The following is a 13425-nucleotide window of genomic DNA, read 5'->3' on the forward strand; positions in this document are numbered from 1 at the left end:
AGACCACGCGGGCAGTCCTACAGGTTAAACAACGTATGAATGCTCTAGCCCGCCGCGCCGCTGGCCTGTTGCTCAGCACAGTTTGTCTGCCACTGGCCGCCTTTGCCGCCCCTGCGCAGCCCACCCACGAGTTCATTCTCGACAACGGCCTGAAAGTGGTCGTGCGTGAAGACCACCGGGCGCCAGTGGTGGTTTCGCAGATCTGGTACAAGGTCGGTTCGACCTACGAATCCCCCGGCCAGACCGGCCTGTCCCATGCCCTGGAACACATGATGTTCAAGGGCAGCGAAAAGCTTGGCCCCGGCGAAGCCTCGCGCATCCTGCGTGACATGGGCGCCGAAGAGAACGCCTTTACCAGCGACGACTACACCGCGTATTACCAGGTGCTGGCCCGCGACCGCCTGCCGGTAGCCCTGGAGCTGGAAGCTGACCGCATGGCCAGCCTGCGCCTGCCCGCCGACGAATTCAGCCGCGAAATCGAGGTGATCAAAGAGGAGCGCCGCCTGCGCACCGACGATCAGCCCAACGCCAAGGCCTTCGAACTGTTCAGCGCCATGGCCTTTCCGGCCAGCAGCTACCGCACGCCGACCATTGGCTGGATGGCGGACCTGAACCGCATGAAGGTTGAAGAGCTGCGCCATTGGTACGAATCCTGGTACACGCCGAACAACGCCACCCTGGTGGTGGTCGGTGACGTCACCGTCGATGAAGTCAAAGGCCTGGCCCAGCGCTTCTTCGGCACTATCCCGAAACGCCCGATTCCACCGGCCAAGTTGCCGCTGGAACTGGCCGAGCCGGGCTATCGCGAAACCACCCTGCATGTGCAAACGCAACTGCCTAGCTTGATTTACGGCTTCAACGTGCCTGGCCTGGCCACCGCCAAAGACCCTCGCACCGTGCACGCCCTGCGCCTGATCTCGGCGCTGCTCGATGGCGGCTACAGTGCGCGCTTGCCTAGCCGCCTTGAGCGCGGTGAAGAACTGGTGTCCGGCGCCTCGTCCAGTTACAACCCGTTCACCCGCGGTGACAGCCTGTTCGTGATCTCGGCAATGCCGAACCAGCAGAAGCAAAAGACCCTGGCAGACGTCGAAACTGGCATCTGGAAGCTGCTCGACGAACTCAAGACCACGCCGCCTTCGGCTGAAGAGCTTGAGCGCGTGCGCGCTCAAGTAATCGCCGGGCTGGTCTACGACCGTGACTCCATCAGCAGCCAGGCCACGGCCATCGGCATGCTGGAGACTGTCGGCCTGTCGTGGAAGCTGATCGACAGCGAACTTGATGAACTCAAAAGCGTGACCCCCGCCGACATCCAGAACGCCGCGCGCACCTATTTCACCCGCGAACGCCTGAGCGTTGCCCATGTACTGCCTGAGGAGAACGCTCATGAGTGAACGCAGCGCACCCCGCTACACCCTGATCGGCCTTGGCATCTTGTTGCTGGTGGCCGTGCTGGCGTTTTTCCTGGCCAAGCCCGCCCAATCGGACAACGCCGCGCAACCCGCTGCCAGCACTGCCGCCAAACCAACCAACAAACTGCAATCGCTGGCAGAACTGGACGGCAAGGCCCCTAGCCGCCGTCAACTGAACATCCAGACCTGGAACACCGCTGAAGGCGCCAAGGTACTGTTTGTCGAAGCTCGCGAACTGCCGATGTTCGACCTGCGCCTGACATTCGCCGCCGGCAGCAGCCAGGACGGTGATGCACCCGGCCTGGCCACCCTGACCAACGCCATGCTCAACGAAGGCGTGGCCGGCAAGGATGTCACCGCGATTGCCGAAGGCTTCGAAGGCCTGGGCGCCGATTTTGGCAACGGTGCCTACCGCGACATGGCCGTGGCAACCCTGCGCAGCCTGAGCGCGACCGACAAGCGTGAGCCGGCACTCAAGCTGTTCGCCGAAGTCGTCGGTCAGCCAACCTTCCCGCAGGATGCCCTTGCACGCATCAAAAACCAGATGCAAACCGGCTTTGAGTATCAGAAGCAGAACCCGGGCAAGCTGGCCAGCATTGCGTTGTTCGAGAAACTGTACGGCACTCACCCTTATGCCCACCCCAGCGATGGCGATGCCAAAAGCATCCCGCCCATCACTCTGGAGCAATTGCGTAGCTTCCATGCCAAGGCCTATGCCGCCGGCAACGCCGTCATCGCCCTGGTGGGTGACCTGAGCCGCAGCGAAGCCGAGGCCATTGCTGCCCAGGTGTCAGCCGCCCTGCCCAAAGGCCCGGCGCTGGCCAAACTGCCTGAGCCGAGCGAACCAAAACCAGGCGCAACCCATATCGACTTCCCGTCCAAGCAGACGCATCTGATGCTGGCGCAGCTGGGTATCGACCGCAACGATCCGGACTATGCAGCGCTGTCGCTGGGTAACCAGATCCTCGGCGGCGGTGCCTTCGGCACGCGCTTGATGAGTGAAGTGCGCGAGAAACGCGGCCTGACCTATGGTGTCTACTCGGTGTTCAGCCCGATGCAGGTGCGCGGCCCGTTCATGATCAACCTGCAGACCCGTGCCGAACTCAGTGAAGGCACGCTCAAACTGGTCCAGGACATCCTCGCTGACTACCTCAAGACCGGGCCTACTCAGCAGGAACTCGACGAAGCCAAGCGCGAGCTGGCGGGCAGCTTCCCGCTGTCCAACGCCAGTAATGCGAGCATCGTTGGCCAACTGGGTGCCATCGGCTTCTACAACCTGCCGTTGACCTGGATGGAAGACTACATGCAGCAGTCCCAGGCGCTGACCACCGAACAGATCAAGGTGGCCCTGAACAAGCACCTTGCGGCTGACAAAATGGTTATCGTTACCGCAGGCCCTAGCGTGCCGCAGCAACCGCTGCCGCCGCCCACTGACAAACCTGCCGAGCAACCGCTTGGCGTACCGGAGCATTAATGGCCAGTCCATCTGCAAAATCGGCCAAGCCACATCAAGGCCAAGGCCAGCTACGCATCATTGCCGGCGAATGGCGCAGCCGTCGCCTGAGCTTCCCTGACGCCCCCGGCCTGCGCCCCACGCCAGACCGGGTACGTGAAACCCTGTTCAACTGGCTGGCACCGCATATCGAAGGCGCCAAGGTCCTCGATGCCTTTGCCGGCAGCGGCGCGTTGTACCTGGAGGCGTTGTCGCGCGGTGCATCCGAGGCCGTGGCACTGGACAGCAACCCGGCGGCCATTGCCAGCTTGCGGCAGAACCTGGAAATTCTGCGCTGCCCGCGCGGTCAGCTGATCCAGAGCGATGCCCAACGCTACCTGCAAGGTGAGCCGAAGCTGGCCTTCGACCTGGTATTTCTCGACCCGCCGTTCCACCAGGATCTGCTGCCCACCACCTGTGCCTTGCTCGAAGAGCGCCAGTGGCTGGCAGCCAATGCCTGGATCTACACCGAAAGTGAAACCCCGCCTTCAACCCTGCAGTTGCCTGGCAACTGGCGCCTGCATCGGGAAAAAAAGGCTGGCCAGGTGTACTACGCACTCTGGCAACGCGGCTGACACAGCCATCGGCCCGGCATCTGCCGGGCCGTCAACCTGTGTGGTAACTATCTAACCCCCTTCGCCCCTGCTCTTGCCTGATCGTGCTGCTGGTCACCCACCAGAAGGAGCACCCTCATGCAACGACGCTCTGCGCCAATCTATGGCTTGATCGGCCTGCTCGGCTTATTGATGCTCGCTGCGCAAGCCATGGCCGACACCCCCAATCGCCACGAATTCACACTGGACAACGGCTTAGAGGTAATCGTAGTTCGAGACCAACGCGCCCCGGTTGTAACCACCCAACTACTGGTCAAGGTGGGCTCAAGCCACGAATACCCCGGCCAATCCGGGTTATCCCATGCATTGGAACACCTGCTGTTTCGTGGCAGCGCAAAAACCGCGCCCGGTGAGTTCTCGAAAATCATCGAGCGCCTGGGCGGCACTGACAACGCGCTGACCAACCGCGACTTCACCCTCTACCACCAGACCCTGCCCAGTGACCGCCTGGCCGTCGCCCTGGAATTAAGTGCCGATCTGTTGAAAAACGCCCACCTCTCAAGCGCCGAATTCGCGCGTGAGATCGAGGCGGTGAAAGCAGAGCGCCGCGAGAATGTCGACAGCTACCCAAGGGCAAGGCTCGCTGAGCAGTTGTACGCCATCGGTTTTCAGAGCAGTAGCTACCACACGCCGGTAATCGGCTGGATGGACGACCTGGAGCGCATGACCAACGAGGAACTCAAAAGCTGGTATCGACAGTGGTATGCCCCCAACAACGCCATTTTGATCGTCGTCGGCGATGTGCAGCCTCACGAGGTGCAACTGCAAACGGAACGCTACTTTGCAGGTTTCGCCCGACAAAACCTTCCCAGCATCAAATCACCGGTACAAGCCAGCGCAGCGGGGCCGCGGCACGTAACGGTGTACGACGCGTTCAATACCCCCATGCTATTCATGTCGTTCAATGTGCCCAGCTACGCAACGGCCAAAGACTCGCTCGATGTCGATGCCCTGCGGCTGATCCAGGCCATGCTGGGTGCTGGACGCAGTGCACGGCTGCGCACACAACTGGTACAGGAGCAAAACCTGCTTTCCAATCCGCACGTCAGCTACGCCCCGCTAGTCAGAGGCGATACGTTGTTCAACCTTTCGGCGTCGGTCAATCCGACCCAGGTCAAGCCGTTAGCAGAACTGCAGCAGGCCATTCGCGCCCAACTTGAAATCCTCAAAAGCACCCCTCCCAGCCCGGCAGAGCTGGCCAGAGCCCGCGCCCTGTTGTTGGCCGAGCGGGTTTTCAGTCAAGACCAGCTGGAAGGCCAGGCCGCTGAAATCGCAGCGACCCGTGGCAGCGGGCTACCCGCCTCGCTGCTGGATAACGATGCAATCAATCTGGCACGCGTGACACCTGAACACATCCAGCAAACCGCACGTACCTACCTCACCCCGGAGCGCCAGGTAATGGCCTATTTGCAGGCCAAGGAGGCCGAAGATGAGTAAGTTCAAGCAAAGCCTGTCGTTTGCCCTGCTGTTGGCTTTTCACGGTGCCGCAACCGCGCAACTGGAATCCCTGAAGACGCCTCCTCAAGCGCTCTCTGAGCTGCAGCTACCGATTGAGTCATGGCAAACACCGCAAGGTAGCAAAGTACTGTTTGTACGCAGCAACCAGTTACCCATGTTCGATCTACAGGTTGTGTTTGACGCCGGTGGTGCCCGGGATGATGGTGCTGACGGCCTTGCGCAGCTCACCATGGGCATGCTGGATGAAGGCACCAGCAAACGTGATGCGGCACAAATCGCCGAAGGGTTCGACGCAATCGGCGCAAAACTCAGCAAGACGGTAAGAACCAGCAGGGCCGAAGTCAGCTTGCGCAGCCTGAGCTCGGCGTCGCATCGAGAACAAGCCGTTAACTTGTTGGCAGAAATGCTGGGGGAGCCGCTGTTCGACGAAGCAAAACTGGAAAAAACCAAGAATCAATTGATCAGCTTGTCGGCACGACGACAGGATTCTCCCCACGTCAAAGCCTACGACCAGTTGCTTGAGCATGCCTTTGCCAACCACCCGTACGTGACCAATAGCTATGGCAGCGCAACGACAATCAATGCAGTGACTGCAGCAGACCTTCGCGACTTTCACCTTCGCGCCTTCAGCGCAGGTAATGCCTTGATCACCCTGGTCGGCGATCTCACCAGCAAACAAGCCCATGACATCGCGCTGCAGCTATCCAAGGCGCTACCTGTAGGGCCGACACTACCGCCACTTCCGATACCCGCCGTATTTGAGCCCGAGATTTACCACCTGGAACATCCAGGGTCTCAATCTTTCTTGTTGTTTGCCATTCCAGGGGTAAGCGTCAAACACCCGGACGCCCCGGCGCTGGCATTAGCCAACCTGATACTCGGTGGCCCCGGAGCAAACTCCCGACTCGTCGAAGTGCTACGCACCCAACGTGGGCTGACCTACGGCGCTGACTCACAATTGATTCAACTGGCTGAAAACGGCCTGTGGACCTTTAGCACTCAGGTCCAGGCGAAATATCAGGATGCTGCGATGAGCCTCCTGGAAAGTGTGCTGCAGGAATACGCCGATAACGGGCCGAGCGAGCAACAGTTTGCTGACGCGAAACAGCAGCTACGCGGCAGCTACCTGCTCGAATCGGTGAGTAACCAACAGATCAGTCAGGTATTGGCCCACATTGGTTTCAATCGACTGCCGCAAGACAGCCGGCAGACGTTCATCGAACAAATCCAGGCACTGACCCTGGTTGAGCTGAAAGTCGCCTTGAAAAGTCACCTGAAGCTCGACAATCTGGTGCAGATCAGCGTCGGCCCGACGGTCGATCAACTTGAATTGCCCAATGTCCAGCCGACCAGCGGCTAATCCATTTCGGCATGTTTCAGTGACCGGACATACACTTGTCTAAAAGAAATTTGCGAGCAAAAACGATGTCTGCCACCGCCCCCAGCCCCTTCAAACCCGCCGTGGGGCTGGGCAATCCACACCTGCAAACGCTGTGGGGGCCGCTGTGGCGCAAATCCACTGCTCTGACCCGCCAACGTGAGCGCTTGTGGCTGGCCGATGGTGACTTCCTTGACCTCGACTGGCATGGTCCGCACGAGGCCAGCACCCCGTTAGTGCTGGTATTGCACGGCCTGACGGGGTCCTCCAACTCGCCCTACGTCATTGGTATGCAGCAGGCGCTTGCCAATCGCGGTTGGGCCAGTGTGGCGCTGAATTGGCGCGGCTGCTCGGGCGAACCCAACCTGCTGCCACGCAGCTACCACTCCGGTGCCAGTGAAGACCTCGCCGAAGCCATCGGCCACCTGCGTGCGCAACGGCCACTGGCACCGCTGTATGCCGTTGGCTACTCGTTGGGCGGCAATGTGCTGCTCAAGCACCTGGGCGAGGCAGGCTCGACCAGCCAGCTACAGGCGGCGGTGGCGGTTTCGGTACCTTTTCGCCTGGATCAGTGTGCTGATCGCATTGGCCTGGGGTTTTCCCGCGTGTACCAGGCGCACTTCATGCGCGCCATGCTTGCCTATGTGAAAGACAAACAACGTCACTTTCAGCATCACGGCCAACACGAATGCCTCGCGGCGCTGGAGCGCCTGGGGCCACTGGAAAACCTTCGAACCTTTTGGGACTTCGATGGCCGCGTGACCGCGCCGCTCAATGGGTTCAAAGATGCCAACGACTACTACCGCCGGGCATCGAGCCGCTACTTTCTCGGCGAGAACCGGACACCCACGCTGATCATTCACGCCAATGATGACCCGTTCGTGTTCAGCCACAGTTTGCCAGCGGCCAATGAACTGGCCCCGCAGACCACCTTTGAGCTGCACTCACGCGGCGGGCATGTCGGTTTTGTTGACGGCAGCGTGCGGGCCCCGGGCTATTACCTGGAGCGGCGGATTCCGCAGTGGCTAGGAGAGCGGTAGGAGCGGGCTTGCCCCGCGATGCGATGTAGCTGACAGATTGCTGTCGCGGGGCAAGCCCGCTCCCACACCGGATGATCTCCCACCGCAATGGAATCAATCGCCTGTTGCAACCTGACGCTGCGGATCGGTAATCCACTCACTCCACGACCCGGCATACAGCTTGCCCAGCGGATAGCCCGCCAACGACAAGGCAAACAGGTTATGGCACGCCGTCACCCCCGAACCGCAATACGCCACCAGTTGCTCCGCTGAACGCTTGCCGAGCTTTTCAGCAAAACGCTTTTTAAGCTGGGCTGCCGGGAGAAACCGGCCATCGGCGCCGAGGTTGTCGGTAAACGCCGCGCACTGCGCCCCGGGAATATGCCCGGCCACCGGGTCGATGGGTTCCACTTCTCCGCGAAAACGCGGCAAGCCACGGGCATCGATCAACGTCAGGTCGGGCTGGCTCAGGCGCTCACCCAGCTGTTTGGCGTCCAGCACCAGATTGGCATCAGGCTCGCCACTGAACGTACCTTCACGCTTGGCCGGAGCATCCAGGCTCAATGGCAGGCCTGCCGCGTGCCAGGCCTTCAGGCCACCATCGAGAATCGACACACCGCTGCGCTTGCCGAGCCACGCCAGCAACCACCAGGCGCGCGCCGCAAAGGCTCCCGGACCGTCGTCATACAGGACGATTTCACTGTCGTTATCGATGCCCCAGGCGCGCAGCCGCTCGATCAGACGCTGTGGGTCCGGCAACGGATGACGCCCGGTCACGCCCTTGATGATCGGGCCACTGAGGTCGCGTTCCAGGTCGGCAAAATGCGCTCCTTCAATATGCCCCTCGGCGTAACTGCGCTGGCCATAATCGATGTCTTCCAGAGCAAAACGGCAATCGAGTATCACCAGCGCCGGCGCCTGCAGGCGTTCGGCCAATTGCTGGGCGGTGATCAGTTGCGCGAGGGGCATGACAGTCTCCTGAACGATTGAATAAAGAGGGCCTGAAGCCTTATTGCTCCAATGCCTGGTTAAGCGATACGTAGAATTCTTCGCACAAGGCATCCACTGCCGGGCGCGCACTGGCCGTGACAAAGCCAAGCTCCAGCACCAGCACCTGATAAATCCCGCGTTTGACCGCGTCTTCGCTCAAGTGGGCGGAGTTTTCCCGGGTGGTACACAGAAAACGCACCCAGGAGGTGAGCACGATCCAGGCATTGAGGGTCAGCGATTCGATCTGCACCGCATCCATCTGCACGATGCCGGCTTCGACGAAGCCGCGGTAGATGGCCTGGCCCTGAATCAGGCAGCGCTGGGAAAAGCGCCGGTAGCGCGCGGCAAGCTCCTTGTCGCTGTCGAGCAAGTGTTCGAGGTCGCGGTGCAGAAAACGGTAATCCCACATCGCCGCCAACAGCTCTTTGAGGTAATAGCGCTTGTCTTCGACGGTCGACAGACGCCCCTGCGGCGGGCGCAGGAAGCTTTCCACTTGTTCTTCATACTGGGTGAAGAGCACCGCAATGATTTCTTGCTTGTTGGCGAAGTGGTAGTACAGGTTGCCCGGGGAAATCTCCATATGGGCTGCAATGTGATTAGTACTGACACTGCGCTCGCCTTGTTGGTTGAACAGCTCCAGGCTGTTCTGCACGATGCGGTCGCGGGTCTTGATACGCGGGGCCATGGCCAGCTCCAAATGCCGAGCTTTTTGTGAATAGGTCCATCTTACGGTTTATCCGGATCGGGATGTACCTGCCTATCATCAAAAAGGGGTCGCACAAGGCGATCTTTAGAGTATAAGCTCTATAAAAACGTCTTGCCGTGGAGTTGCGCATGTCCGCCGATGCTGCTGGTCTTTTGCCGTCGATCGCCTTTGATGAACTCACCGCCCAGTTCGATGCCCAGCGACAGGCGTTTGCGGGCAACCCGATGCCGCCGTTGGCTCAACGTCGGCAATGGCTCAAAAGCCTGCGGCAGATGCTGCTCAGCCATCAAGACGCATTGATTGCCGCTATTCATGAGGACTTCAGTGGGCGTAGCGCCGACGAAACCCGCCTGGCGGAACTGATGCCGAGCGTCCAGGGCTTGCTGCATGCCGAACGCCACCTCAAGCAGTGGATGAAGGCCTCACCACGCAAAGTCGGCCTGGCTTTTCAGCCGGCCAGCGCCAAGGTGGTGTATCAGCCGCTCGGTGTGGTGGGGATCATCGTGCCGTGGAACTACCCACTGTTCCTCGCCATCGGCCCGCTAACCGGCGCTCTGGCTGCTGGCAACCGGGTCATGCTCAAACTCAGCGAAGCGACGCCCGCCACCGGTGAGCTGCTCAAGCAGTTGCTGGCGTCAGTGTTCCCCGAAGACCTGATCAGCGTGGTGCTGGGTGAGGCGGATGTGGGTGAAGCCTTCTCGCGCCTGCCCTTCGATCACCTGCTGTTCACGGGCGCTACCAGCGTTGGCCGGCATGTGATGCTCGCCGCCGCGCAGAACCTGACACCGGTAACCCTGGAGCTGGGCGGCAAATCGCCCGCCATCGTTTCCTCCAGCGTGCCGCTGGCCGACGCTGCCGAGCGCATAGCCTTCGGCAAAAATATCAATGCCGGGCAAACCTGCGTGGCGCCTGACTACGTGCTGGTTCCCCGGGAGCGAATGGATGACTTTGCCAGCGCCTACCGCAATGTGGTGCAGCGCTTCTACCCGAACGTAGCGAACAACCCCGATTACAGCGCGATCATCAACCCGCGCCACCTGGCACGCCTGGAAGGCTACTTGAACGATGCCAGCGAAAAAGGCGCGAAAATCGTCAATTTGTACCCACAAGAGGCGCGACAAGGCAGACGCCTGCCTCCGCACCTGCTGCTACAGGTCAACGACCAGATGCGCGTAATGCAGGATGAAATCTTCGGGCCGCTGCTGCCACTGGTGCCCTACGACACCCTTGACCAGGCGCTTGCCTACATCAATCAGCGCCCTCGCCCCTTGGCCCTGTATTACTTCGGCTACGACCGGGCCGAGCAACAGAAAGTCCTTGAACAGACCCACTCCGGTGGCGTCTGCCTCAACGACACCTTGCTGCATGTCGCCCAGGACGACCTGCCGTTTGGCGGAGTCGGTCCGTCTGGCATGGGCCACTACCACGGTTATGAGGGTTTCCTGACCTTCAGCAAGGCCAAGGCGGTGTTTGCCAAGCAACGCTTCAACGCAGCACGCCTGATCTACCCGCCGTATGGCAAACCTTTGATCAAGTGGGTGTACAAACTCTTCATTCGCTAATCACGACTACCAGGCATAACAACAATGACCACCAGCCTGCCAGTAACACCTGCCCTGAGCCGCCGCGGCTTGCTCAAGTTCAGCCTCGGCGCCAGCGCCTTCCTGGCCACCGCCGGGTTGGGCGCCAGCCTCAGCGGTTGCTCGGCGCAAACGCCTGCCAGTGGCTACCTCACCTTGCGCCAGAGCGATTTGCCGATTCTGCGGGCCCTGATCCCGGTGATCATGGCCGGCACCTCTGCCGCCGAACACCTTGACGCCATGCTGCAGCGCTTGGACCACAAGCTCGCCAGCCTGTCGCCCGCCATGCTCAAGCTGACCCAGCAGCTGTTCGATGTGCTCGCCCTGCCGGTCACCCGCGGGCCGCTCACCGGCATCTGGGGCAGCTGGGAAAACGCCAGCGGCGAGAACATCCGGGCCTTCCTGCAACGTTGGGAGAACAGTTCGCTGAATTTGCTGCGCATGGGCCATGCCTCGCTGCTGCAGCTGTTGCAGATGGCCTGGTATGAGATGCCCGAATCCTGGGCGCAGTGCGGATACCCCGGCCCGCCGAAAATCTGAACCACACTCATAACGACAAGAGGCTGAAGATGCCCGTACCCGATCTGTTCCGCGAAGGCATGGCCCGCGGCTGGAAAACCCGTGATGCGTCACGCCTGGAGCAAGACCTGACCCTGGAAGCCGATGTCGCCATCATCGGCAGCGGTGCCGGCGGCGCCACCAGTGCCGAACTGCTCAGCGCCGCCGGTTTCAAGGTGCTGCTGATCGAAGAAGGCCCGCTCAAGACCAGCAGCGACTTCAACCTGCTCGAAGACCAGGCCTACTCCAACCTCTATCAGGAAGGGATCGGGCGCATGAGCAAGGATGGCGCCATCACCATCCTCCAAGGCCGCGCAGTGGGCGGTACCACGCTGATCAACTGGACATCGAGCTTCCGCACGCCGGAACCTACCCTGCAGCACTGGGCCAGCGAGCATGGCGTCAAAGGCTTGAGCAGCGCGGAACTGGCGCCCTGGTTCGAGCGCATGGAGCAGCGCCTGGGTATCGCGCCTTGGGCCCTGCCGCCCAACGCCAACAACGAAATCCTCAAACGTGGCTGCGAGGCGCTCGACTACAGCTGGAAGGTCATCCCGCGTAACGTCCGCGGCTGTTGGAACCTCGGCTATTGCGGCATGGGCTGCCCGGTCAACGCCAAGCAGTCGATGCTGGTGACCAGCATTCCCGCCGCCCTGGAAAAGGGCGGTGAACTGCTCTATCTGGCGCGCGCCGAACGCCTGATCCACGACGGAGAACGCATCAGCAGCCTGCAATGCGTGGCCATGGATGCGCGCTGCGTAAACCCTACCGGACGGCAAATTCAGGTCAAGGCACGGCACTACCTACTGGCCGGTGGCGGTATCAACAGCCCGGCCCTGCTGCTGCGCTCAGAGGCACCAGACCCCCACGAACGCCTGGGAAAAAGGACCTTCCTGCACCTGGTCAACTTCAGTGCCGGGCTGTTCAAAGACAAGGTCAACCCGTTCTACGGCGCGCCTCAGTCGATCTACTCCGATCACTTTCAATGGCGCGACGGCGTCACCGGCCCGATCGGCTACAAACTTGAGGTACCGCCTCTGCATCCGGCGCTGGCGGCCACCTTGCTCGGCAGCTTCGGCAGTGAAAATGCCTTGCGTATGGAGCAATTGCCCAACACCCACATCATGCTCGCCCTGCTGCGTGACGGGTTCCACCCACAGAGTGTCGGTGGCGAGGTACAACTGCGCAGCGACGGCACGCCGGTTCTCGATTACCCGGTGTCGGCCTACGCCTGGGAGGGCGTTCGCCGTGCGTTCCACAGCATGGCCGAGATTCAGTTCGCCGCCGGCGCCGAAGCGGTGCTGCCAATGCACAGCGACGGTCGCTATGTGAAAAGCCTGGCCGAAGCCCGACAACTGATCGATAGCCTGAGCCTGGAACTGTTCCGCACGCGGTTGGGCAGTGCCCACGTCATGGGCGGCTGCGCCATGGGCGAAGACCCGCGCCAGGCCGTCTGCGACAGCCTTGGGCGCCATCATCAGCTGGCCAACCTGTCGATCCACGACGGCTCACTGTTCCCCACCAGCATCGGTGCCAACCCGCAATTGTCGGTGTATGGCCTCGCGGCACGGCTCACCGATGGCCTGATCGAACGCCTGGCTGCCAACAGATGACAACAAATGGACACACTGTCTATAGTGCCTTCAGCGTGCGCAGGCGACTTGGCCGACTGCCACTGCTGCGATACCATCCGACTCCCCAACGCACTCCTGCCAGGACGACGCGATGAACCGAGTGTTGTACCCAGGTACTTTCGACCCTATTACCAAGGGCCATGGCGATCTGGTCGAGCGTGCCTCGCGGCTGTTCGACCAGGTGATCATTGCGGTCGCTGCCAGCCCGAAGAAAAACCCGCTGTTCCCCCTGGAACAACGGGTAGAACTGGCTCGTGAGGTCACCAAGCACCTGCCCAATGTCGAAGTCATCGGCTTCTCTTCCTTGCTCGCGCACTTCGCCAAGGAACAGCAAGCCAATGTCTTTCTGCGCGGCCTGCGCGCCGTCTCGGACTTCGAGTACGAGTTCCAGCTGGCCAACATGAACCGCCAGCTGGCACCGGATGTCGAGAGCCTGTTCCTGACCCCGTCAGAGCGGTATTCCTTCATTTCCTCGACCCTGGTTCGGGAAATTGCAGCGCTCGGTGGCGATATCAGCAAATTCGTCCATCCGATAGTGGCCGAAGCCCTGACTGAACGCTTCAAGAAGTGACATCGGCGATTTGACCACG

The 13425-nt window shown here is 61.0% G+C and carries 12 protein-coding genes; 10 read left to right on the forward strand and 2 right to left on the reverse strand.

What is annotated here, in order from left to right; translation table 11 throughout:
* Positions 1-35 precede the first annotated feature (35 nt).
* The 6 genes from ACP6KB_RS26320 (at position 36) to ACP6KB_RS26345 (ending at position 7391) form a co-directional block, all read left to right on the forward strand.
* Positions 36-1391 carry a M16 family metallopeptidase gene (locus tag ACP6KB_RS26320; RefSeq protein WP_442110568.1) on the forward strand — a complete coding sequence of 452 codons (1356 nt, stop codon included), beginning with the start codon at positions 36-38 and terminating at the stop codon, positions 1389-1391.
* The gene (locus ACP6KB_RS26325) at positions 1384-2883 is read left to right on the forward strand and encodes a M16 family metallopeptidase (protein ID WP_442110570.1); all 1500 of its coding nucleotides are present in this window, start codon (positions 1384-1386) and stop codon (positions 2881-2883) included. Before ACP6KB_RS26320 ends, ACP6KB_RS26325 begins: the two co-directional genes overlap by 8 nt.
* Positions 2883-3476, forward strand: coding sequence for a 16S rRNA (guanine(966)-N(2))-methyltransferase RsmD (gene rsmD / locus ACP6KB_RS26330; RefSeq protein ID WP_442110571.1), 594 nt, complete (start codon positions 2883-2885; stop codon positions 3474-3476). The genes ACP6KB_RS26325 and rsmD overlap by 1 nt, the downstream gene beginning before the upstream one ends.
* A 117-nt stretch (positions 3477-3593) precedes the next feature.
* Complete coding sequence (locus ACP6KB_RS26335) at positions 3594-4952, forward strand: M16 family metallopeptidase (protein WP_442110573.1); 1359 nt, start codon at positions 3594-3596, stop codon at positions 4950-4952.
* A gap of 175 nt (positions 4953-5127) precedes the next feature.
* Positions 5128-6333 carry a M16 family metallopeptidase gene (locus ACP6KB_RS26340; RefSeq protein ID WP_442114387.1) on the forward strand — a complete coding sequence of 402 codons (1206 nt, stop codon included), beginning with the start codon at positions 5128-5130 and terminating at the stop codon, positions 6331-6333.
* A 65-nt stretch (positions 6334-6398) separates the two neighbouring features.
* Complete coding sequence (locus tag ACP6KB_RS26345) at positions 6399-7391, forward strand: hydrolase (RefSeq protein WP_442110575.1); 993 nt, start codon at positions 6399-6401, stop codon at positions 7389-7391.
* Positions 7392-7484: 93 nt separating this feature from the next.
* On the opposite strand, the gene ACP6KB_RS26350 is transcribed toward ACP6KB_RS26345, so the two are convergent.
* Positions 7485-8339: a sulfurtransferase gene (locus tag ACP6KB_RS26350; RefSeq protein WP_442110577.1), complete on the reverse strand. Its 855-nt coding sequence runs from the start codon at positions 8337-8339 to the stop codon at positions 7485-7487.
* Positions 8340-8379: 40 nt separating this feature from the next.
* Positions 8380-9045 carry a TetR/AcrR family transcriptional regulator gene (locus ACP6KB_RS26355; protein ID WP_133214039.1) on the reverse strand — a complete coding sequence of 222 codons (666 nt, stop codon included), beginning with the start codon at positions 9043-9045 and terminating at the stop codon, positions 8380-8382.
* 149 nt (positions 9046-9194) lie between these two features.
* On the opposite strand from ACP6KB_RS26355, the gene ACP6KB_RS26360 reads away from it, so the two are divergent.
* The 4 genes from ACP6KB_RS26360 to coaD all read left to right on the forward strand — a co-directional run bounded on the left by ACP6KB_RS26360 (position 9195) and on the right by coaD (position 13406).
* Entirely contained in the window at positions 9195-10628 is a 1434-nt protein-coding gene (locus ACP6KB_RS26360) for a coniferyl aldehyde dehydrogenase (RefSeq protein WP_442110579.1), read from the forward strand.
* 24 nt (positions 10629-10652) lie between these two features.
* Positions 10653-11186, forward strand: coding sequence for a twin-arginine translocation pathway signal protein (locus tag ACP6KB_RS26365; protein ID WP_442110581.1), 534 nt, complete (start codon positions 10653-10655; stop codon positions 11184-11186).
* Positions 11187-11215: 29 nt separating this feature from the next.
* A complete protein-coding gene (locus ACP6KB_RS26370; RefSeq protein WP_442110583.1) occupies positions 11216-12814 on the forward strand; it encodes a GMC family oxidoreductase N-terminal domain-containing protein in 1599 nt (532 codons plus the stop codon).
* 112 nt (positions 12815-12926) lie between these two features.
* Positions 12927-13406 carry a pantetheine-phosphate adenylyltransferase gene (gene coaD, locus ACP6KB_RS26375; protein ID WP_274296215.1) on the forward strand — a complete coding sequence of 160 codons (480 nt, stop codon included), beginning with the start codon at positions 12927-12929 and terminating at the stop codon, positions 13404-13406.
* Positions 13407-13425: the final 19 nt, after the last annotated feature.

Source organism: Pseudomonas sp. NUPR-001 (assembly GCF_052147955.1).
In the GTDB taxonomy this organism is placed as follows: domain Bacteria; phylum Pseudomonadota; class Gammaproteobacteria; order Pseudomonadales; family Pseudomonadaceae; genus Aquipseudomonas.

Bases quoted from the DNA above. Each gene is read 5' to 3' on its own strand.
- ACP6KB_RS26345 (WP_442110575.1), top strand. From the start codon at position 6,399: ATGTCTGCCACCGCCCCCAGCCCCTTCAAACCCGCCGTGGGGCTGGGC.
- ACP6KB_RS26370 (WP_442110583.1), top strand. From the start codon at position 11,216: ATGCCCGTACCCGATCTGTTCCGCGAAGGCATGGCCCGCGGCTGGAAA.
- ACP6KB_RS26365 (WP_442110581.1), top strand. From the start codon at position 10,653: ATGACCACCAGCCTGCCAGTAACACCTGCCCTGAGCCGCCGCGGCTTG.
- coaD (WP_274296215.1), top strand. From the start codon at position 12,927: ATGAACCGAGTGTTGTACCCAGGTACTTTCGACCCTATTACCAAGGGC.
- ACP6KB_RS26355 (WP_133214039.1), bottom strand. From the start codon at position 9,045: ATGGCCCCGCGTATCAAGACCCGCGACCGCATCGTGCAGAACAGCCTG.
- ACP6KB_RS26325 (WP_442110570.1), top strand. From the start codon at position 1,384: ATGAGTGAACGCAGCGCACCCCGCTACACCCTGATCGGCCTTGGCATC.
- ACP6KB_RS26360 (WP_442110579.1), top strand. From the start codon at position 9,195: ATGTCCGCCGATGCTGCTGGTCTTTTGCCGTCGATCGCCTTTGATGAA.
- ACP6KB_RS26320 (WP_442110568.1), top strand. From the start codon at position 36: ATGAATGCTCTAGCCCGCCGCGCCGCTGGCCTGTTGCTCAGCACAGTT.
- ACP6KB_RS26340 (WP_442114387.1), top strand. From the start codon at position 5,128: ATGTTCGATCTACAGGTTGTGTTTGACGCCGGTGGTGCCCGGGATGAT.
- ACP6KB_RS26335 (WP_442110573.1), top strand. From the start codon at position 3,594: ATGCAACGACGCTCTGCGCCAATCTATGGCTTGATCGGCCTGCTCGGC.
- ACP6KB_RS26350 (WP_442110577.1), bottom strand. From the start codon at position 8,339: ATGCCCCTCGCGCAACTGATCACCGCCCAGCAATTGGCCGAACGCCTG.
- rsmD (WP_442110571.1), top strand. From the start codon at position 2,883: ATGGCCAGTCCATCTGCAAAATCGGCCAAGCCACATCAAGGCCAAGGC.